The organism is Acinetobacter sp. 129952, assembly GCF_056642055.1.
Map to the genome: position 1 here is coordinate 171594 of NZ_JBWVSU010000003.1, position 20416 is coordinate 192009.

General features: G+C 44.8%; 21 protein-coding genes. 9 read left to right on the top strand and 12 right to left on the bottom strand.

The genetic code is table 11. From position 1 onward, the window contains the following. Positions 1-72: 72 nt before the first annotated feature. Positions 73-756: a M23 family metallopeptidase gene (locus AC1IR0_RS05100; protein ID WP_004281322.1), complete on the bottom strand. Its 684-nt coding sequence runs from the start codon at positions 754-756 to the stop codon at positions 73-75. A 107-nt stretch (positions 757-863) separates the two neighbouring features. On the opposite strand from AC1IR0_RS05100, the gene AC1IR0_RS05105 reads away from it, so the two are divergent. Continuing rightward, on the top strand, positions 864-1304 hold the full coding sequence (locus AC1IR0_RS05105) for a DciA family protein (RefSeq protein WP_004647242.1): 441 nt from the start codon (positions 864-866) through the stop codon (positions 1302-1304). Positions 1305-1403: 99 nt separating this feature from the next. On the opposite strand, the gene lpxC is transcribed toward AC1IR0_RS05105, so the two are convergent. The 7 genes from lpxC to murG all read right to left on the bottom strand — a co-directional run bounded on the left by lpxC (position 1404) and on the right by murG (position 9521). After that, the gene (gene lpxC, locus AC1IR0_RS05110) at positions 1404-2306 is read right to left on the bottom strand and encodes a UDP-3-O-acyl-N-acetylglucosamine deacetylase (protein WP_004647241.1); all 903 of its coding nucleotides are present in this window, start codon (positions 2304-2306) and stop codon (positions 1404-1406) included. 126 nt (positions 2307-2432) lie between these two features. Then, positions 2433-3626, bottom strand: a complete 1194-nt coding sequence (gene ftsZ, locus AC1IR0_RS05115) for a cell division protein FtsZ (RefSeq protein ID WP_004647240.1) — start codon at positions 3624-3626, stop codon at positions 2433-2435. A 159-nt stretch (positions 3627-3785) separates the two neighbouring features. After that, positions 3786-5048 (bottom strand): cell division protein FtsA, encoded by a 1263-nt coding sequence (ftsA, locus tag AC1IR0_RS05120; protein WP_004647239.1) that lies wholly within the window; start codon positions 5046-5048, stop codon positions 3786-3788. A gap of 70 nt (positions 5049-5118) precedes the next feature. After that, positions 5119-5973, bottom strand: a complete 855-nt coding sequence (locus AC1IR0_RS05125; RefSeq protein WP_004647238.1) for a cell division protein FtsQ/DivIB — start codon at positions 5971-5973, stop codon at positions 5119-5121. 2 nt (positions 5974-5975) lie between these two features. Beyond that, positions 5976-6905 carry a D-alanine--D-alanine ligase gene (locus tag AC1IR0_RS05130; RefSeq protein ID WP_004647237.1) on the bottom strand — a complete coding sequence of 310 codons (930 nt, stop codon included), beginning with the start codon at positions 6903-6905 and terminating at the stop codon, positions 5976-5978. Positions 6906-6962: 57 nt separating this feature from the next. Next, positions 6963-8411 (bottom strand): UDP-N-acetylmuramate--L-alanine ligase, encoded by a 1449-nt coding sequence (gene murC, locus AC1IR0_RS05135; RefSeq protein ID WP_004647236.1) that lies wholly within the window; start codon positions 8409-8411, stop codon positions 6963-6965. 12 nt (positions 8412-8423) lie between these two features. Then, positions 8424-9521 carry an undecaprenyldiphospho-muramoylpentapeptide beta-N-acetylglucosaminyltransferase gene (gene murG / locus AC1IR0_RS05140; RefSeq protein WP_004647235.1) on the bottom strand — a complete coding sequence of 366 codons (1098 nt, stop codon included), beginning with the start codon at positions 9519-9521 and terminating at the stop codon, positions 8424-8426. A 424-nt stretch (positions 9522-9945) separates the two neighbouring features. On the opposite strand from murG, the gene AC1IR0_RS05145 reads away from it, so the two are divergent. Beyond that, entirely contained in the window at positions 9946-11148 is a 1203-nt protein-coding gene (locus AC1IR0_RS05145) for an MFS transporter (protein ID WP_184413002.1), read from the top strand. A gap of 51 nt (positions 11149-11199) precedes the next feature. Here AC1IR0_RS05145 and gshB read toward each other — a convergent pair whose 3' ends face one another. Then, the gene (gene gshB / locus AC1IR0_RS05150) at positions 11200-12150 is read right to left on the bottom strand and encodes a glutathione synthase (RefSeq protein WP_409651483.1); all 951 of its coding nucleotides are present in this window, start codon (positions 12148-12150) and stop codon (positions 11200-11202) included. Positions 12151-12281: 131 nt separating this feature from the next. On the opposite strand from gshB, the gene AC1IR0_RS05155 reads away from it, so the two are divergent. From AC1IR0_RS05155 to AC1IR0_RS05170, 4 genes are all read left to right on the top strand, one after another. Continuing rightward, positions 12282-12482, top strand: coding sequence for a DUF3565 domain-containing protein (locus AC1IR0_RS05155; RefSeq protein ID WP_409651480.1), 201 nt, complete (start codon positions 12282-12284; stop codon positions 12480-12482). Positions 12483-12606: 124 nt separating this feature from the next. Beyond that, complete coding sequence (locus AC1IR0_RS05160; protein ID WP_171476901.1) at positions 12607-13029, top strand: hypothetical protein; 423 nt, start codon at positions 12607-12609, stop codon at positions 13027-13029. 41 nt (positions 13030-13070) lie between these two features. Then, the gene (locus AC1IR0_RS05165; protein ID WP_409651476.1) at positions 13071-14837 is read left to right on the top strand and encodes a copper resistance system multicopper oxidase; all 1767 of its coding nucleotides are present in this window, start codon (positions 13071-13073) and stop codon (positions 14835-14837) included. Continuing rightward, the gene (locus AC1IR0_RS05170; RefSeq protein ID WP_409651473.1) at positions 14824-15771 is read left to right on the top strand and encodes a copper resistance protein B; all 948 of its coding nucleotides are present in this window, start codon (positions 14824-14826) and stop codon (positions 15769-15771) included. The genes AC1IR0_RS05165 and AC1IR0_RS05170 overlap by 14 nt, the downstream gene beginning before the upstream one ends. 171 nt (positions 15772-15942) lie before the next feature. Here AC1IR0_RS05170 and AC1IR0_RS05175 read toward each other — a convergent pair whose 3' ends face one another. Further along, on the bottom strand, positions 15943-16275 hold the full coding sequence (locus AC1IR0_RS05175; RefSeq protein ID WP_085064742.1) for a hypothetical protein: 333 nt from the start codon (positions 16273-16275) through the stop codon (positions 15943-15945). A 545-nt stretch (positions 16276-16820) separates the two neighbouring features. On the opposite strand from AC1IR0_RS05175, the gene AC1IR0_RS05180 reads away from it, so the two are divergent. After that, positions 16821-17030: a cold-shock protein gene (locus AC1IR0_RS05180; RefSeq protein WP_004281299.1), complete on the top strand. Its 210-nt coding sequence runs from the start codon at positions 16821-16823 to the stop codon at positions 17028-17030. A 461-nt stretch (positions 17031-17491) separates the two neighbouring features. Here AC1IR0_RS05180 and pyrE read toward each other — a convergent pair whose 3' ends face one another. After that, positions 17492-18142: an orotate phosphoribosyltransferase gene (gene pyrE, locus AC1IR0_RS05185; RefSeq protein ID WP_004281297.1), complete on the bottom strand. Its 651-nt coding sequence runs from the start codon at positions 18140-18142 to the stop codon at positions 17492-17494. Positions 18143-18182: 40 nt separating this feature from the next. On the opposite strand from pyrE, the gene AC1IR0_RS05190 reads away from it, so the two are divergent. Next, a complete protein-coding gene (locus AC1IR0_RS05190) occupies positions 18183-19001 on the top strand; it encodes an exodeoxyribonuclease III (RefSeq protein ID WP_005105345.1) in 819 nt (272 codons plus the stop codon). Between the two features lie 473 nt (positions 19002-19474). Next, complete coding sequence (locus tag AC1IR0_RS05195; protein WP_005105344.1) at positions 19475-19825, top strand: Spx/MgsR family RNA polymerase-binding regulatory protein; 351 nt, start codon at positions 19475-19477, stop codon at positions 19823-19825. 72 nt (positions 19826-19897) lie between these two features. Here the strand turns inward: AC1IR0_RS05195 and AC1IR0_RS05200 are convergent, their stop codons facing one another. After that, the gene (locus AC1IR0_RS05200; RefSeq protein WP_164543176.1) at positions 19898-20335 is read right to left on the bottom strand and encodes a DUF2147 domain-containing protein; all 438 of its coding nucleotides are present in this window, start codon (positions 20333-20335) and stop codon (positions 19898-19900) included. Positions 20336-20416 lie beyond the last annotated feature (81 nt).

Genomic DNA, 20416 nt, shown 5'->3' on the forward strand with positions numbered 1-20416 from the left:
AGTTTAAACGCTTTAAAATGCTTATTGGAGGTTTTTATGTATAGAGATGCTTCTTGTTATTCAGGTCTATACTTAAGGTAACATGGCCAAATAAGTAGATGGGTTTTTACGTTGACCGTCTTTTACTACTTCATAATGTAAGTGTGGACCGGTACAGCGACCAGTACAGCCAACGTTGGCAATATGATCACCTGCTTGCACCTGCTCTCCCACACGTGCAATAAGACGTGAAGCATGGGCATAGCGCGTTAAATAGCCATTGCCATGATTGATTTCAACGTATTGACCATAACCTGTGCCCCAACCTGATTTGGTCACAATTCCTGGACCTGTTGCATAGATTGGTGTACCACTTGGCGCTGCAAGATCAAGGCCTGAATGATTTTCAGCACGGCCACTCATGGTACGGCCACCGTAATTTGAACTTACGCGAGAATTAGGTAAAGGATGAGAAATTAGCCAAGAATAAGCACTGTTTGCTGCCGCTTTATTGGATGAAGTATTGGCATACTTCTGAGCAAGCGTTCGATTGTTCAGTTCAACTGGTTTCTCACGAAGTTGAACATTCAATTTAGTCTGTGCTGGAATATCGATATCATCTGGATGAGTATATGCACCCTGTGCCAGAGTACGCGTCAATTGCTCGATACGATCTGTTGAACCATTTTCTTGATTTAGATTGACTAAATCTGCGAACGCAACCGAAGCCGCTGAAACTGATAAAGAAAATGCCAACAAAATACGTCGCATATGCATAAAAAACCTCTCTAAACTGCTTTAATCGAGTTCCTTGAAGATCTCTATCCTTGATATCCACTAAAAGAAGCGCATAAGATTAAGACATAAATATGTAGGAATCATGTATGTCGGAACCTGTCAACGTTTTTCAACAAACAAGAAAACAGATAAAAACAGGAAACTTTTCGTTTCTCTCATCACAAGTCGCTGCCTGGCAGAAACTTACGAAACTCGTACAACCGCTATTGCCCCAACCGGAACGCTGGCAAGTTGTCTGCTATCAAAATGGTGTGTTAACGATTACCGGTGAAAACCAGGCCATGATCAGTCAATTGGCCTATCTTCAAAAGCAATACATTTCACAACTCTCTCAAATAAATGAATTAACAGATCTCACTAAACTTCAAGTTTGCTTGCGGAATCCTTCGCAAACATCACCTGTTTCAGCAACACCTGAAAGAGCCTTAAATGCAGAAACACAGGAATTACTTCGTAGTGCTGCTGACTTTATAAGCGACCCTAAGCTTAGCCAAGCTTTACTACGTTTGGCAAGCAATAAAAAGTAACATAGCAATCAAATGTAATAAATTAAAAAGCAAACATTATGTGATGTGTATCACAGTATTAAAGCAATAACAAAAACATAAAGACACAAACACAATGACTTATGTCACATTCACATACATGATTGGACAATTGGCTTCGTCATCAAATGTTACAATTTCATAGCAGCTTGGATCACTTTTCACATTGCGTAAAAGTTGATTATTCAAGGCATGTCCAGATTTATAACCATCAAATTTGGCAATAATCTGATGCCCGAGCAGGTATAAATCACCCACGGCATCCAGAATTTTATGACGTACAAATTCGTCCGAGAAACGTAAACCTTCTTCATTAACGACCCCGGTTTCATCTACACCAATGGCATTTTCCAGGCTGGCACCCAGCGCCAGATTATTGGCTTTGAGATAATCCAGATCTTTCATAAACCCAAAGGTACGCGCTTCACTGACTTCATAAACGAAGGTTTCAGTAGAAAAATCGATACTGGCGGACTGATGTTCTTTTTTAAAGGCAGGATGATCAAAATCGATGGTGAAATTCAGCTGAAAGCCCTCATGTGGGCTAAAAATGGCACGTTTGTCATCAATGAGTGCTTCAACCGGTTTAATAATCTTGACGAATTTTTTAGCGGCATCCAGCTCTTGCAAACCGCCCTGCATGAGCAGGTAAATAAACGGACCTGCACTGCCATCCATAATCGGGACTTCAGAGGCCGACACTTCAATAATCAGGTTATCAATGCCTAGACCAGCAATCGCACTCATGACATGTTCAATGGTGCCTACTTTGGCATTTTCCTGAACCAGGTTCGAGCACATGAAGGCTTCTTGAATCAGCATGGCATCGGCAGGAATGTCGACTGGCGGATTCAGGTCAATACGACGAAACACAATTCCCCCATCGGCATGGTGCGGCACAAAGTTAATCATGACTTTTTGCCCACTGTGAAGACCGATTCCGCTCGCTTTCACGACACGTTTCAGGGTACGTTGTTTCAACATGCTTTTATCATCTGTTCATCTATAAAACCGCTATACGTTAGCATATTTGGCTATTGATAAAAAACAAAAAGGTGGCTTAAAAGCCACCTTTCCTGTCTAATCTAGCTAAACACATGATGTTACATGTTATTTACGCTGTTGATTCTTAAGATAATCCTGAATGCTCATTGGCGTTGGGCGCGGGCTAGAAACTGAAGCCGCCGCTGGATTCGCTGCTGCACCTGTTTCATGCTGCTGACGCTGAATTGCCGGTACATCATCATCTTCCACCACAGCCTGTGCAGCTGCTGCTGGACGAGTTGCCTGTACATTAGTACGTTTGGTCGGTTCAACTGAATCCGCTGCATGACGGGTGAGACCTGTTGCAATCACAGTCACGCTGATTTCATCACGCGCATCCGGATCAAAAACGGTACCGTAGAACACTTGACCCTCATCTAAATCGACAATCTGGTTCACGACATCAGTAATTTCTTCAATTTCACCGAAAGTCACGTCATCGCCACCAGTCACGTTGATCAGAATGCCTTTGGCATTCATGATAGTCACGTTGTCGAGTAATGGACTACGGATTGCCTGCTCAGCAGCCTGACGTGCACGGTTCTCACCACGACCCAGACCGACACCCATCATGGCATAACCACGAGTGCTCATGGCTGTTTTTAAGTCAGCAAAGTCAAGGTTGATATGGCCAGGACGGACTACCAAATCAAAAATACTGCGTACTGCATTCAACAATACATCATCCGCTTTTTTATAGGCATCTTTCATTGAAATATCACGGAAGACTTTCAATAGACGCTGGTTTGGAATGATGATTAATGAGTCTACATGCTGCTCTAGCGCTTCAATCCCTTTTTCAGCAGACTGTAGACGGCGTTTGCCTTCAAAGTTAAATGGCGTGGTCACGACACCAACGGTCAGAATACCCATTTCTTTCGCAATTTCAGCAACCACTGGCGCTGCACCGGTACCGGTACCACCGCCCATACCCGCAGTTACAAAGACCATATCGGTCCCTTCAAGCTGTTGGCGAATCAGTTCACGGCTTTCTTCTGCTGCGGTCTGGCCGACTTGCGGATTTGCACCTGCACCCAGACCACGGGTACTTTGCTCGCCCAGCTGAATTTTAAATTCGGCTTCCATACGATCCAATGCCTGTTTGTCCGTATTGGCACAAACAAATTTTACGCCCTGGATATCGGACTGCAACATATGTTGTACCGCATTACCACCCGCACCACCTACACCAAATACAGTGAAACGGGCTTGACCATTGCTATCGCTATGATCGTCTTCGAAAAATTCAAATGAGGCCATGACCTATAAAATTCCTAATTCATAATTGGCAGTCACTAAGCCCGTATACTGCCTTAATCTTAATAAAATTGTTTTTAAGAATGCTGCTCATGCGTTCACTTGTCAAGTACAAGCCCGATTAACTACATCTTCCCAACAATATTCACAATAAAAATCGACTTAAAAGATTGATTTCAGGGTGTCATTAAAGCCAAACAAGGCTCTTTTGACCCGCTTAGCCAATGACAACCGCTCTACATCATCCTGTTCCACAATCGTGTCCTGGGTATCACTCTGACTAAACATCAGCAAGCCAGCCACCGTACTATATTGCGAGCGACGTAAAGCAGCCTGATGTTGTTCGTCTGCATACACCTGAGTCGGCGGATTACCTAAATGCGCCGAGACCCCCATGGTACGGCGAACAAAACTCACCATCCCTTCGATATGACTGGCATCACCGGTCAATACCACACCATGATACAAGCCCTGGATGGCACCATTTTTCACCAGCTCATCACGTACCAGACCCAGAATTTCTTCATAACGAGCCATAATAATTTCAGTCAGTTCAATCCGGCTGATGGTTTGTGGCCCATCAATCCCCTGGAACTGAATCATATGGTCAGGCTTGACCACTTTCAGGTCGACACAGCCATACAATAATTTCAGACGTTCAGCTTCTTCGGTCGTGGTTTGCAATACTGCTGCAATATCACGGGTCACATGTTCACCGCCACGTTGGAAGGTATGGGTTAAGGCCAAACGACCATCCACATACACTGCAACATTGGTCGTGCCGGCACCGATATCTACTAAGCATACGCCATATTCTTTTTCGTCTTTCAGCAGGCTGGCTTCAGCAGTAGCCAAGCTCGACACCACCATTTTTTCTACACCAATATTGGCACCTTTCAGGGCGCGATCAATATTCTGCATGGTACTGATCGGCAGCATCATCAAATGATAGTGTCCGGTCATGCTATGTGCCGACATCCGAATCGGGTTTAACACCCATTCCGGTGAGTCGTCCAGCTCAAAACCCAGAGGCACAGCACTGACCAGATAATGATCTGAAGTCAAATGACTAGCTTTAGCCAATTCCAGTGCACGCACCACTTCACTGGTGGTAATCGCATGCTCGCTATTGTCGATCGAGGTGCGACCTGAAGCATAAAAGCTTTTTAATTCGGCACTTGGAATAGAGACCCAGGCAGAATGTACACGACATTCCGCCATATCTTCTGCTTCTTGAACGGCATTTTTAATTGCAGTAATAACTTTATCGAGACTGACAATTTTCCCTTTACTCATGCCTCGGTTACGAGCGGTGGCCATACCAATCACTTGGATATTGTCTGGCGCGTGTACCTTGCCAATCAAAACTGAAACTTTGTGTGTCCCAATGTCAATCGCCACAACCGAGGGAACAGCTTCACTCATTATTCACTACTACCATTACGTGTTTGTTAGATTTATGGCTTTAAATGCCTCTATTTTTTAAAGCCGGTCATTATGGCTTTACTGTTACCTTATTCTCAACGCCCGTGTCATCAATGGTTACAATAAAATGTCCATTTACAATTTTAGGCGGAATTGAATTTTTCCACTGTATCGACAATCCATTGCGATAACGCAGGTCGATGGCCGAAATTTTAGACCAGACCGGCTTTAAATCGCTCTGAGACAGATGGCTCAGGCGTTGTAATTTGCTCATAGTCTGGTCTTTATCCACAATTATTCTTAAACCCGAATCAAACTGCATAAACCAGGTCATTCGCTCGGTGAGATATAATTCTTTTAGACGAATGCCTTGTGGCAAAAATAACTGATTAATTTCATTATAACGACGCATCATGGTTTCTGCATGGCTCGCTGGCCCATGTAGCAACGGTAATGCCTGATAATTCTTGGGTATGACTTCAGTGAAAATAACACCACTGTCACTCAATAAACGCCCTGTTCCCCAACGTGCAATTGCATGATGCGGCATCACCCGCACCCGAATGCCATTTGGCCAGGCTCGGGACACCACGACCCGATCCACCCAGGATAATTCCAGAGTACGATCGCGGATCGCTTCCAGATCTGAAGTAAAATAGTTTTCGGTCACAATCGGTGACACATATTGCATAACCTGACGCTGTTCAGCAGCCGAGCGCGTACCTATCACGCCCAGCTCTGCCACGTCACTATTGGTCATGACTTTATATAAGCCCAATATTCCAAAGGCCAGCACCAATACCGCAATACACAACAATAACCAGCCACCAAAATTGGTCAGCTTTTCTTTGCGTGTCGGCGGCTTGTCGTGAATTGAAGTAATCGCAGCACGTTTACGGCGCATGGAAACAGGAAGTTGAGCCATATTTAGTGTGCCGAACCAGTCAAGGTCTGTTCCAGAATCGCGACACACAGCTCATCAAAACTGTATCCGACTGCAGCTGCCGCTTTTGGCACCAGTGAGTGACTGGTCATGCCCGGTACGGTATTGACTTCAAGCAACCAGAAGTTGCCCTGTTCATCCTGCATGGCATCAATCCGGCCCCAACCACTGGCACCGACTGCTTGGAATGCGCGCAAACTCAAGGCTTTTAACTGTTGCTCTTCAGCTTCGCTTAAACCACATGGAATGCCATATTGCACATCATTACGCTGATATTTCGCTTCATAGTCATAGAAGGCAACATCTTGAGGCGGTTCAAGACGAATCACCGGCAGCGCCTGACCATTTAAAACCACAATGGTATATTCACGACCGGTAATCCATTTTTCTGCCATCACCACAGCATCATGTTCAGTTGCCTTGGTAATTGCTTCTGCAAAATCTTCAATTTTCTCAACCTTACTCATGCCGATACTGGAACCTTCATGTACCGGCTTGATAATCAAAGGCAAGCCTAAAGCATTAACAATGTCGTTCGCATCAGAGTCTTTGGTGACAATGCGATACGGTGCTGTCGGCAATTCCGAACCCTGCCAGACCTGCTTGGTCTTGACCTTGTCCATGCCGATCGCAGAACCTTGTACACCGGTACCGGTATACGGCACGTTTAACCATTCCAGTGCGCCCTGGATCTGGCCATCTTCCCCGCCACGTCCATGCAATACAATAAAAGCACGATCATAATTTACCAGTTCTGTGACACTACGCTCCTGAGGATCAAACGCTTCCGCATTGACCCCTGAACGCACTAATGCCTCAAGTACCGCCGTACCACTGTCTAGAGAAACCTCACGCTCTGCAGATTTACCACCAAGCAACACGGCAACTTTTCCGAATTTTGAAGCATTTGACACGTTTATATCCTTAAACTTTTTTCAATCTGGTCAATTCAATTCAGTCACACAAGATGACTATTTTATATATAAGTGATTTTGTGCAAGTTCGACTGAGATTGCTCCAACATTACCTGCGCCTTGGGTTAATAACAAGTCATTTGCTTGCAATACTTTTCTCATGATCTGATTCAGGTTGCCGTCCGTCGCATCAACCAGAATCGGCTCGACTTCACCACGTAAGCGAATGCTGCGGGCCAAAGTACGGCTGTCCGCCCCGACAATCGGTTTTTCACCGGCAGGATAAACATCCAGCAACAATAACTGGTCTACAGTAGAAAGCACTTCCACAAAATCATCAAAACAGTCACGGGTACGGCTATAACGGTGTGGCTGGAACATCATTACCAGACGACGGTCCGGATGACTCTGACGCGCAGCTTTAATCGTCGCTTCGACTTCTTTTGGATGATGACCATAGTCATCCACCAGTTTCACGTCACCGCCCTCAATCGCAAACTCACCCTGAACCTCAAAGCGACGACCCACACCACTGAAACCTTCCAGTGCACGGCAGATTGAAGCATCAGACACACCTTCATCGGTTGCTATACCAATCGCGGCCAAGGCATTCAGCACATTATGCAAACCTGGCTGGTTGACCGTTACACGCAATGGCTCACGCTCTTTACGCAATACGGTAAAGTGGGTTTGCATGCCATCCTGATCAACATCTACTGCGCGGATGTCATTGTCCTCATTGAAGCCATAAGTCAGTAACGGACGTGCAATCCGCGGCATGATTTCACGGATATTGGCATCATCACCACAGACTACAGCCAAGCCGTAAAATGGCAGTTTTTGCAGGAACTGGATAAAAGTATCTTTCAGGACATCGAAGCTACCGCCATAGGTATCCATATGATCAGCATCAATATTGGTCACCACGGCAGCCATCGGTTCCAGGTGCAGGAAAGAAGCATCTGACTCATCGGCTTCGGCCACGATATAACGGCTGGCGCCCAAGGCTGCGTTCATACCGGTACGGTTCAGCAAACCACCGATCACATAGGTTGGATCCATGTTTTCTTCAGCCAGCATACAGGTGATCAGGCTAGTGGTGGTGGTCTTGCCATGCGTGCCGGCAACGGCAATACCATGGCGGTAACGCATCAGTTCACCCAGCATTTCCGCACGGCGAACCACAGGAATACGGTTTTCAATCGCGGTTTTAATTTCCGGATTTTCTTTATCAATCGCGGTAGAAACCACGATCACGTTGGCGCCCTTAATATTATTTGCAGTATGTCCGATATAGACTTTAATGCCATTCGCTTCCAGCTGTGCGGTGGTATTGGATGCCTTGATATCTGAACCGGAAACTTTATAGCCCTGGTTTTTCAGCACTTCCGCAATACCACACATGCCTGCGCCACCGATCCCCACAAAATGAATGTGTTTGATACGGCGCATTTCCGGCACTTTGATTAACTTTTTCGCTTGTTCAGCTGGGGTTGTTGGAGACATAGTTTACTCGGATTACAATTCTTGAATTAAACGGACCACATGTTGAGTCGCATCGGGTTGAGCCTGTCGGCGTGCTTTCACGGCCATTTCCATTAACAGCTGGCGATTCAGCATCGGCTCTAATAATGTTGTTAAACTTTCCGGGGTCATCGTGGCCTGCGGGCAAATCTTTGCCGCATTGATATTGGCCAGGAAACCGGCATTGGCCGTCTGGTGATCATCCACTGCGCTTGGAAGCGGCACAAAAATCGCAGCCACCCCGGCAGTGGCAATTTCAGTGACGGTCAAAGCCCCGGCACGGCAAATCACCAGATCGGCATCAGAATAGGCTTTGGCCATATCCTCAATAAAAGGCTGTACTTCAACTTGTAGACTGGCCGGTGCATTTTCATAACGTGCCCGGGTCGCCTCGGCATGGTTTTGCCCACACTGATGATAGACGCTTAATCGCACATTGAGTTGCTTTAAAGCTTCCGGAACCCGTTCATTTAAGGCTTGCGCCCCCAAAGACCCACCAACGATCAGAATACGTAAGGGCAATCCTGCCTTGTCACGCTCCTGATAACGCCAGGATGGATTTAAAATTTCGCTAATTTCCTGTCGTACCGGATTACCCGTAGTCACGACTTTATCTTGGGCCGGAAAGGTATTTGGAAAAGCCTGGCACACCGTCTTTGCCACACGCGACAATTGGGTATTGGTAAAACCGGCAACTGCATTCTGTTCATGGATCAGCACCGGAATACCTAAGATACGCGCAGCCAAACCACCCGGGCCTGCCACATAACCACCAAAGCCTGCCACGGCATCGACCTGAAGCTGTTTCATGAATTTCATGGCACTTAAGGTGGCTTTCATAATTTTAAAAGGCGCCAAGGCTTTACGCACAAAACCATTGCCACGCACACCTTGAATATCGATCTGATAAATGGGAATATTCTGGTTTTTTAACAGGCGGTTTTCCATGCCTACGGGCGTGGCCAACCATGAAACCTGTATACCTTTTTGTTGTAAATCTTTGGCAACAGCTAACGCTGGAAACACATGTCCACCTGTACCTGCGGCCATCATCATGACATGTTTAGGCTGTTTTTGCTGAGCTTCGGTCACGGTTTAATTCTTCAATTCAAAAAATGGAGCAGGAAATCTGATTTAAGTAATCAATTGTAATCACAAACCTCAGGCCATGAAAGTTTATTTACTTTATTTCAACAAGGCTTTAATTGTTTTTTTCACGCAAACTTCAAGTTTAGACTCGTTTTATTTATAAGGTCTGCACTTTTCCTTCGACTTAAGTGACATATCATATCAATTTTAAATAGTTTTCTCATTATATTATCAATAACTTTGCCACGAAGAGCGCTTTATTTACAGCGGTCTTCCGTTTTCTCCCGTTCACCTCCTCTCTTATCATTGGCCGATAATCTTAGGCTTAAATCCTATCAATTTTATAAAAGTTTCATGCTATTCATATCTATATATGAATGATGCTTGATGTACAAGCAGATGCTTTAAATGGACTCAGTTCGGATAGATGTCAAAAATCTCATGTCGTGATGTATGGATTATCTTGGCCGGTTATCTGGCTGCGATCCATGTCGGCAAACTTTCGGCCGTGATTCCTGTGTTGCAGCAGGATTTAAACCTGAGTTTTACTCAGGCTGGTTTTTCATTAGCATTGGTGCAGGCTGCCGGAATGCTGTTTGCGCTATGCATTGGCGCCTTCTCGGAAAAAATGGGATTAAAGCGCTGCCTTATCATGGCCTTAATCATTTTAGGGCTAAGCAGTCTTGCCGGGCTTTGGATTACGCAGCCTGCCACTTTATATGTATTGCGTTTTATGGAAGGAATCGGATTTTTAACCATCTCCTTGTGTGCGCCAGCCATTTTAAAACGTACCAGCCGCGCTGAAACACTGAATTTCAAGATGGGACTCTGGAGTTCCTATATGGGCATCGGTGTCAGTCTGGCCGTATTAACGATTCCTCTCCTGCTTGAATATCTGGACTGGCAAACGATCTGGGCCATTTTGGGCTGCCTGTGCCTGGTTATTGCTGGCATGATCAAACAATATTTAAATATTGAACCTGTCCTGGTAACACAGCTAGATTCTTTCCAGGCAGCTACGGAAAACACCTCATTCTGGCAGATTGTTAAAATTACCCTGACCCACCCACCGATTATCTGTCTGGCGATTATTTTTGCCTGTTATAGCAGTCAATGGATCACTGTCACGGGCTTCCTGCCTACGCTGTATGTCGAACAGGGGCTAGACTTAAAACGCGCAGGGATGCTGGCTTCAATGGTCGTGCTGGCCAACCTAGGCGGTACTTTTGGCGCAGGCATGTTGCTGCAACAGGGTTATAGACCGCACACCTTATTGAGTACCGGATTTGTGGCAATGCTCTGCAGCAGTTGCTTGGTATTTGCTGCAAATTCCTGGCTCTCATTTGAATTGCAGGTTGTCAGTGCCGTGCTGTTTTCACTGATTGGCGGGATGATCCCAACCACTGTTTTTGCGATTACCCTGCACTATGCACCACGTGCCTATGCAGCAGCGGCCAGTGTGGGTCTGGTTTTACAAATTTCAGCCTGCGCACAGTTTTTTATACCGACCCTGAGCGCTGCGCTGATATCTGCCACCCAATACTGGGCCAATCTTGCCATTATCACTGTCTGCCTTTCGATGCTGGGTATGGTAATGACGGCATTTTTATTTAAGCGCTATCCCCAATGAAAAAATAAAAAAGAGCCTGCAAGCAGACTCTTTTTTCACCTGATTTTGCTTTTAAACCTGATTGGCCTGCCCCGCTTCCAGCACGGCAAACAGATCATCTGCAATCGAGGTGCCAAACTGGGTGTCAATTTCACGGATACAGGTTGGACTGGTTACATTAATTTCAGTAACATAATTTCCGATCACATCCAGCCCTACAAAGACCAGACCTTTTTCTCTGAGATACGGCCCTACTTTTGCTGCAATGGCTTTGTCATTTTCAGTCAGGGGGCGTGCCTCACCTAGGCCACCCGCGGCCAGATTACCACGCACTTCACCATTTTGTGGAATACGGGCCAGACAATACGACACTGGCTCACCATTAATCATCAGGATGCGTTTATCGCCTTCGACAATTTCCGGAATATAACGCTGCGCCATAATCGGCTGGGTACCATTATTGGTCAGCATTTCAATGGTTGAACCGATGTTGATGCCATCCTGATACAGGCGGAAAATCCCGGTGCCGCCCATACCATCTAGAGGTTTTACAATGACATCGACCTGTTCTTTGAGAAATTCACGGATCAGGCTTTGCTGCGAAGTCACCAAGGTCGGAACTTGCAGATGCGGGAACTGGGTCGCGAACAGTTTTTCATTACAGTCACGCAGGCTTTGCGGTTTGTTGATGATCCATGCCCCTTCGCGCTCTGCCTGCTCCAGAATATAAGTGGTATAGACGAAGTTCATATCAAAAGGCGGATCTTTACGCATCAAGACAACGTCATAAGCAGCGATCGACTCTTTTTGTTTTTCGCCAAGTTCATAATAATGGTCGTAGTCTTCAAATACCTGTAACGGCGCGATCAGACCAAAGGCCTTGCCCTGATCGATATATAAATCTTGCTGCAATGCATAACCGAGTTCATGCCCACGACGTGCGGCTGCCCATAGCATGGCCATGGTTGAGTCTTTCTTCAGGTTTACATTTTCAATGGGATCCATCACAACAAGTACGCGCATGTGTCTCTGCTCTTTTTCAAAAAATGACTTGGCAAGGAGTATAGCTTGTGTCGATTCTTTTGTTTATGGTGATTTTGCATGACTTATTTTATATAGGTACTGAGACAGATTGAGCCCACAGGAGGTTTGCCATGCAACAGGCCATTATCGGTTTTCACCTGGATGAGGAACAGCATTGGGTTGCAGAGCTGGCCTGCGGACATGGCCAGCATGTGCGGCATACCCCGCCCTGGCAAAATTGCCCATGGGTGATGACCGAGCAAGGACGTAAAGAAAAACTCGGGATGCTGCTAGACTGTAAAAAATGCGAAAAGTGCGAAACTGAAACCTGAACCTATGAAAAAAGTAGTATGTAGGTGACCTAAAAAATAATCTTGTCCAGAATTTGCTAATTTGAGTTACTGCGTTTATGCTTTTATTGCTCAAACATGCAGCGCATTTTTTCAGGGTGTACTTTTGCTCATACGGCTCGTCAAACAGATCTGGTTGGTGATGCTTGTGGTTTTTGCCATAGGCTGGAGCAGTGTGTCTGTCGCATCTGCAAACACCATGCATCTGGTTATGCCGTCTGAAAAAACGAATCCTCATTGTCTGGAAATGACAAAACCCTCTGCTTCTCACTCGCTGCATAAGACTGATCATCATCAAGATCAGGAACTGATTCAGCCGGACTGTGTCAGTGACAGCACCCAGCAGTCATCAGATTGTCTGGATTGTGGCACTATGGCCTGCCAGAACTTGGTCACCAGCCTGCCCATTACAACGCCCGAGTTAAGCGTGCCTGATCACGGTTATCCGGAAAAAACCCTCCTCCCTGCTTACCATGCCCAGCACCTTGTCGGTTACTGGCAAGAAATCCTGCGCCCACCCAAAGCTTGATCCTGAATTTTTAAATTTTTTTATTCATTAAGGATTAAGTTATGTTGCTTAAAATCAGTCAAAGCCTGTGTCTGGGCTTCGGTCTCATCTCGTCGTCTGCCCTGTTTGCAGCCGTAAAAGAATATCATCTGGTCATTGATGAAAGCCCGATCAATCTCACCGGAAAGACGGTCAAGCGTATCACTGTAAACGGAAAATTCCCTGCACCCTTGCTGGAATTTGAAGAAGGTGATGATGCAGTCATTCATGTACAAAACAACCTGAACAATCAGGATACCTCGCTGCACTGGCATGGCCTGCTCCTGCCCGGGCTGATGGATGGTGTCCCCGGATTTAACGGTTTTCAGGGGATCAAACCGAAACAGTCTTTTACTTATCGCTTCAAGGTTCGTCAAAACGGCACCTACTGGTATCACGCACATTCCAAAGGTCAGGAACAGGACGGCCTCTACGGCGCCTTGGTGATTCGCCCCAAAGCCCAGACATTGCTACCTGCACATGAACAAACCGAGCGGGATTATGTGGTGATGCTGTCGGATTTTCACGAACAGGGCAGCCAGCAGATTCAGAACAATTTAAAAAAATCGGCCGAATATTATCAGAACCAGCGTGAAACCGTGGGCGATGTATTTAAGCAGGTGAAACGTGACGGCCTCAAGGCCACCTGGACAGACCGCAAGATGTGGAACCAGATGCGTATGCTGAAAACCGACCTATCTGATGTTACCGGTTATACCTTTCTGGTCAATGGAAAAACGCCGCAACAAAACTGGAGTGGCCAGTTCCAGCCCAATGAAAAAGTCCGCCTGCGTTTCATCAATGCTTCTGCCATGTCGTTTTTCGATGTGCGTATTCCCCAGCTGAAAATGACCGTGGTCAGTGCCGATGGACAACCGGTGCAGCCGGTCAATGTAGATGAATTCCGTATCGGAACCGCTGAAACCTATGATGTGATTGTGGAACCCACTGCAGCGCATTACCAGATTGAAGCGGAATCGATCGACCGCTCAGGCTTTGCCATTGGCAGTCTGCATCAGGCAACTGATTCAAGTAAAGCCCCGGCTCCGGTTCAATTACCAACACCGCGCCCTCGTGCCTTATTGACCATGGAAGATATGGGACATGGCGAACAACATGACATGTCACATGACACACACAGCAGTCAGACCATGCAGACTGCCACAAGTGAACATGATCAACATGCCCAGCACGACATGCATGCAAGTCATAATGCCATGTCCGGAACCAATCAGCCTCATCAGCCGGTTGAGGGCTGGGCCAATATGTCTACGCCTGCAGGGCACAAAGCCTTGCAATATCAAGACCTCAAAGCTCTGACACCACAACCTGATACCCGCGCAGCAGAACGTGAACTGGTGATTCGTCTGGGTGGAACTATGGAGCGCTATATCTGGACCATGAATGGTAAAAAATTCAGTGATGCCGAGCCACTTCAGGTGAAATATGGCGAGCGGATCCGGCTGAAATTTATCAATGACAGCATGATGGCCCATCCGATGCATTTGCATGGCATGTTTATGCAGCTGGAAAATGGTCAGTCTGCTGCAAATATGCCAAATAAACACACCGTGATTGTGCCGCCCGGGAAAACGGTCACGACCTTGCTCACAGCAGACGAACTGGGAGAATGGGCGATTCACTGCCATCTGCTCTATCACATGAGTGCCGGCATGATGAACAAGCTGATTGTGGCACATGTAGATGAAGATCAAACATCTCACCCTTCTTCACAAAAAATGCCTTCAAAACCAGCAGCTGCTCAAGGAGAAAGCCATGCACATCACTAATCTTTTTGTAAAGTCAGTGCTCAGCAGTGCGCTTACCCTAAGCAGTCTGAGTATTTTTGCGGCAGCTTCTAGCGATCATACAAGCCATGCTGAACATCAGCATCATAGCGGACATCATGCCATGCAAGACATGACTGATGACCACGCACAGCATACTGAAACAGTAGATGCTGCATCTTATCAACCACCACCAAAGTTATCACATCAACCGCATGCGCCGAGCACACCACAAAATTCAGTCAGTTCTGCCAGCGAACATGATCATCGTAAAGAACATGGTGCACAGATTTATAGCCAGATTATTCTGGACCAGAAATGGCAGCATAGTTCAAAGGGAAATGGGGCATTCAAGTCCAAGAACCAAGCCAGAATTGGCACGGATGAAAATAAAATCTTCCTCAAGTTAGAAGCCGACAAACAGGAATCCCATCCGGCCGAATATGATGCCAAAGTGCTGTATAGCCGAAATATTTCTGATTTCTGGGATGTGCAGACCGGGGTGCGCTATCGGCAGGAAAATTTAGCCGAGCCTTCTACAAACCAGCAGAACGAGCGCTTCGATGCAGTATTTGGCCTGCATGGCCTGGCCCCCTACTTTTTCGAAACGGATGCTCATGTCTATGTCGGTGAAGATGACTTTGTCGGATTAAAACTGGAAACAGAGCGTGACCTGTTACTGACTCAGAAACTGATTATGCAACCCTTTGTCGAACTGGATGTCATCCTGAATGATCAGGCAGCGAATGCGAAAAAAACCGGCCTTAGTCATGCCACCTTGGGCCTGGAAACACGCTATGAACTGAGCAAAAAGCTCATGCCTTATCTGGAAGTGGGTTATGAATATAGTAAAGGCAACAAACAGACAGCCTGGCAGCAAAGCTCTGATTCTGAAAAAGGCTGGATCTATGGTGCAGGTCTAAGAATGATGTTCTAAATTTTTGATACAGAAAATTATGCAGCTACGGGATATGAAGCTCCATTTATGCCCCGTAGCGCTATGGCACTATACATTTGGCTGAGAAAGATTTTTTAAGCCTATGAACTGTACATGCGATGTTTTTCTGCACTTTCCCGCTCATTAAGAGACTTGTTATTTTGCGAAAAACTAGTCTTCATCGCCTTGATTTCCACTGTTACTTTTAGCAACCAAAGTGCCTAACATAATGATAAAGGTACTCACGCCGCCAATTAACAGGCTCATCAGCCCCATTTCCAGCATAAAATTGCTATCGCCAGTCTCAGGGGCACCCCATAGAAATTGAAGACGATCGCCAAAAACAAAATTGATTGCACATACAATCAGAAAACCAATCAAGGTGGCAATCAGTAAAGTGACCACCAAGTTCTTCCACATTTTACATCCGACGAACAGGATGATCATGGCCAGTCCAACCATGGTGATGATGGATATAAGTAACACACTGTTCCAGTAATCCATGAGACTCACTCTTATTTGGTTTTAAATTAAAATCAAGAAATTCTTATAGTTAATTTTTCCAATTGAATTTTAATATAGGTGGATTTTTATACACAAACAATGACGATAACTATCTTAAAACTACAAATACTAATTTACCCAAAGTTATAAAATACACTGACTTAGTAAAATCTTGCTGGGTACTGAACGATTTTGATTAACATAAAGTAACACAAACACAACGTGTATTTATTGTTTAGCTTGGTTAAAGCTTAAATACAACCGATAAAGCTCAAGCAAACAGCTTGAAATTCTTTAAAAAACAAGAATGGAGCCACTTTTATAAGAAAAATAAATAATAAATATAAAAAACTTGAATATTTTCTGATTTAGGCTATGCTGTCTTTAACTAGAAAAAAGCGTTGTTTAGTTAAGCTTCTTTAAGTGCCGCAGTATTATTTATAATCCTCAGTTTTTTCAGATCTTTATTTCAATTCTTGTTGTTTTTCCAAGTTATCCATAGTCATTTTCATGACTAAAATTATTAAAATTTAACAGGTTATATTATGTCTACTACAGTTACCGGTACAGTAAAATGGTTTAACGAAACTAAAGGTTTTGGTTTTATTCAACAAGAATCAGGTCCTGACGTTTTTGCACACTTTAAAGAAATTAGCAGTTCTGGTTTCAAAACTTTGTTTGAAGGTCAACGCGTTTCTTTTAGCGTGGTTGATGGTCAAAAAGGTCCAAATGCGATCAATATCGTTGCGCTATAATTTAGCCCAGCAATAAGAAAAAGCACCTTCAGGTGCTTTTTTTAGCATTGAAGATTCATAATTTTAGTGAAAGGTTTTCTGCTTGTCTGGTTAGCTCATCAAAAGTGAATTTTTAAGAATCATGTTTCTGAATCACTGCTGCTCAGTGGGACGTTATAAAAAGATAAAAATGAAAACCCCTGGCATCCTGCCAGGGGTTTTCCGTATGCGTTCGCTTGGTATAACTCCTGTCGTACCTTACTTTCCTTGTATTTATGTATTGTTATTCTTGTGTGGAACGTCCTGTTCCTGTTAAAGCCATCATAGGAAATTTCCACTATTCAAAATAGCCGCAAAGTGCTGGAATTCATGTAAGCCAATGCTTACAAGAATAGACAGAGATAATAAATTTCAAATGCTTAGAAAATCGAGTATCTATAAAAAAAGGAAGCTCAAGCTTCCTTTTCTATGCCAATCCAGGCTTAGATCCCGTATTTAACACGGTAATCTTCCATTTTTGCCAAAGCTTCTAGGTCGCCTTTCGCTTCCAGATAATCCATTAAATCTTTCATGGTAATTAAGGCATGTACAGGAATCTCAAGCTCTTGCTGTACTTCCTGAATCGCAGATAAATCACCCTGACCTTTTTCCTGACGATCAAGCGCCACGAGTACACCGGCAATTTGGGCACCGGCATTTTTCAGGATGGTGACGACTTCACGAATCGCTGTGCCTGCGGTAATTACGTCATCAATGATCCAGACTTTTTTACCTGCTACAGAAGCACCGACCAATACGCCACCCTCGCCATGGTCTTTGGCTTCCTTGCGGTTAAAACCCCATGGCACACTTACCCCATGATTTTGCGACAGAGCCACAGCAGTTGCTGCCACAAAAGGAATGCCTTTATATGCAGGGCCAAAAATCACTTCAACATGGTCACATTCAGTCAGTTTTGCAGCATAGCCAGAAGCCAGCAGTGTCAAGGCTTCACCATCATTCAACAGACCCGCATTAAAAAAATAGGGACTCACACGTCCCGATTTTAAAGTAAACTCACCAAATTTAAGCACACCGCGTGATAATGCGAGTTCGATAAAAGCTTGCGGGTTAAACTGAGCTGGCGTTGACATGAGGTGCTCCTAAATCCATTAATTAAGGTAAGACTTGCGCATGATACCAAAGAGTAGCTATCCAGGTGATCAAAAAATTCTTCGCGTCGTTTCAATTAATGTCAACGGCTTACGCTCATCTGTCACCAAAGGTCTATTGGAATGGATGGAACAGTCGGATGCCGACGTGATTTGTATGCAGGAAAGCCGGATCACGCATGCGCAGTGGACCGATAAATTCAAGCCTGAAGGCTGGTACACACACCTGTTTCCTGCCGAGCGTCCGGGTTATGCTGGTACGGCCATTTATAGCCGTCTGCCTTTTGTGTCTTTGACCGATGGCCTGGGTTTTGAACTAGCCGACTCACAAGGCCGTTTTATTGCCGCTGAATTTAACTTGGGTCTAGAACAAACTGTACAGATCTGTTCCCTGTATCTGCCTTCGGGTTCATCAGGCGATGAAGCACAAGCGCGTAAAGATCACTTTCTGGAAGAATACGCAAAAATCCTGAAACAGTGGCGCGATGAAAATAAATCGGTGATTGTCTGCGGTGACTACAATATCGTGCATAAACGTATCGATATTAAAAACTGGTCGGGTAACCAGAAAGCCTCGGGCTGTTTACCGCACGAACGTGCCTGGCTAGATCATATCTACGATGAGCTTGGTTATGTCGATACTTTCCGTGAAGTCCGCAAAGAAGCCGAATTATACTCCTGGTGGTCAAACCGTGGACAGGCGCGTGCCAAGAATGTTGGTTGGCGGATTGATTATCATGCCTGCTCTCCGGACTGGAAAGAGCGTACCGTTAATGCCTGGGTCTATAAAGAACAATGGTTTAGCGACCATGCCCCCGTGATCATCGACTACAAACTATAATCTTCATTATTTAATTGAGTGAACATACGTTCACTCAATTAAGGCTTATCTCTTACATGACATGACGTATTTTTTGGGTTTATCTTAATGTAATAACATAGCATTATAGCGCTACGGCACAAGGACATGTCAGGACGACAACATAAGGACAGGACGCCGTAGGACGAAAATAAAACAGACTATAGATTTAGCTTGTTTTGCATGGATGTGACATTGGACGTTGGATTGAGACCCGCATGATCAGGATGATTAAATGCGGGTTTTCTATTTCTATTATTCCCAAATTTTTATTTTTCTTATTATTTAGATTGTTCTTTTTCTTGCTGCTCATGTTAAAGCTGCTTGATGTCATTTTGATGACATGACTTTTCTGGTATTTAAAATTTTTTCTTTTTTTTCATTTGCTTTTGCATGGTTTGCTGCTGCCAATTTGGTTAAGCTAGTTCATGATTTAAATTTTTTAGATGGCAGCTATGTTAAAAATTTACGGAATTAAAAATTGTAGTTCGATGAAAAAAGCCTTTGATCTGCTGACGGAGCAAGGTCTGAGTTATGAATTTCATGATTATAAAAAACAGGGCATCGATGCTGAAACCGTCAAAACCTGGCTGGATGCCTTGGGTCAGGACGTGGTTCTGAACAAGAAAGGCACTACCTGGCGTAAACTCAGTGAAGAAGAGCAACAGGCCACCCTGTCAAGTGAAAATGCCTTAATTAATGCATTAACCACCCATACCAGTTTAATCAAACGTCCAATCTTGGCAACCTCTACAGGATTTATTGCCGGTTTTGATGAAACAGCTTATCGTAGCTTAGCCCACTAATATCTTGTATTGAATAACACTCATAAAAAAGCCTGACATCGATCAGGCTTTTGTATATCTGCTTAAAATAAATTAGTTGGCACGAATCCAAGTCTGGTTACGACCCAATGCCGCTACACCGATGAAACCACGTAGCTCAAGTTTCTTGCCACCGTCTGCCAGCTGGCCTTTCAACTTATAGGTTTTACCGGATTGCGGATCCAGGATCGAACCGCTGTCATAGCTAGTCCCGCCAGCATTTTTTAGACCTTTAACAATGGTCAGGCCTTTCAGAGATTTGTTGTGATATGGACCTTCACATTTCTTGCAGGCATTTTCTTCACCTGGAGTTAACACAGACTGAATACTGGCTGACAAAGTGCCGTTCTTTTGTTCAGTGAATTTAACCATGGCCTTAGGCTGCTTGGTTTTATCATCAATGGTTTTCCATACCGTGCCATTTAAAGGATCCGCGGCACTCGCCAATGCAGATAAGCCTAGTAGTCCTAACGTAAGCGCTATTTTTTTCATTTTTCTTCATTTCCTTAGTCTGAAAATAGACCCATGTAGTATTAAAAAGTCACAACAATTTTTCAATTTTTAGGTGTGACT

Bases quoted from the DNA above. Each gene is read 5' to 3' on its own strand.
- AC1IR0_RS05100 (WP_004281322.1), bottom strand. From the start codon at position 756: ATGCATATGCGACGTATTTTGTTGGCATTTTCTTTATCAGTTTCAGCG.
- AC1IR0_RS05105 (WP_004647242.1), top strand. From the start codon at position 864: ATGTCGGAACCTGTCAACGTTTTTCAACAAACAAGAAAACAGATAAAA.
- lpxC (WP_004647241.1), bottom strand. From the start codon at position 2,306: ATGTTGAAACAACGTACCCTGAAACGTGTCGTGAAAGCGAGCGGAATC.
- ftsZ (WP_004647240.1), bottom strand. From the start codon at position 3,626: ATGGCCTCATTTGAATTTTTCGAAGACGATCATAGCGATAGCAATGGT.
- ftsA (WP_004647239.1), bottom strand. From the start codon at position 5,048: ATGAGTGAAGCTGTTCCCTCGGTTGTGGCGATTGACATTGGGACACAC.
- AC1IR0_RS05125 (WP_004647238.1), bottom strand. From the start codon at position 5,973: ATGGCTCAACTTCCTGTTTCCATGCGCCGTAAACGTGCTGCGATTACT.
- murC (WP_004647236.1), bottom strand. From the start codon at position 8,411: ATGTCTCCAACAACCCCAGCTGAACAAGCGAAAAAGTTAATCAAAGTG.
- AC1IR0_RS05145 (WP_184413002.1), top strand. From the start codon at position 9,946: ATGTCAAAAATCTCATGTCGTGATGTATGGATTATCTTGGCCGGTTAT.
- gshB (WP_409651483.1), bottom strand. From the start codon at position 12,150: ATGCGCGTACTTGTTGTGATGGATCCCATTGAAAATGTAAACCTGAAG.
- AC1IR0_RS05155 (WP_409651480.1), top strand. From the start codon at position 12,282: ATGCAACAGGCCATTATCGGTTTTCACCTGGATGAGGAACAGCATTGG.
- AC1IR0_RS05165 (WP_409651476.1), top strand. From the start codon at position 13,071: ATGTTGCTTAAAATCAGTCAAAGCCTGTGTCTGGGCTTCGGTCTCATC.
- AC1IR0_RS05170 (WP_409651473.1), top strand. From the start codon at position 14,824: ATGCACATCACTAATCTTTTTGTAAAGTCAGTGCTCAGCAGTGCGCTT.
- AC1IR0_RS05175 (WP_085064742.1), bottom strand. From the start codon at position 16,275: ATGGATTACTGGAACAGTGTGTTACTTATATCCATCATCACCATGGTT.
- AC1IR0_RS05180 (WP_004281299.1), top strand. From the start codon at position 16,821: ATGTCTACTACAGTTACCGGTACAGTAAAATGGTTTAACGAAACTAAA.
- pyrE (WP_004281297.1), bottom strand. From the start codon at position 18,142: ATGTCAACGCCAGCTCAGTTTAACCCGCAAGCTTTTATCGAACTCGCA.
- AC1IR0_RS05190 (WP_005105345.1), top strand. From the start codon at position 18,183: ATGATACCAAAGAGTAGCTATCCAGGTGATCAAAAAATTCTTCGCGTC.
- AC1IR0_RS05195 (WP_005105344.1), top strand. From the start codon at position 19,475: ATGTTAAAAATTTACGGAATTAAAAATTGTAGTTCGATGAAAAAAGCC.
- AC1IR0_RS05200 (WP_164543176.1), bottom strand. From the start codon at position 20,335: ATGAAAAAAATAGCGCTTACGTTAGGACTACTAGGCTTATCTGCATTG.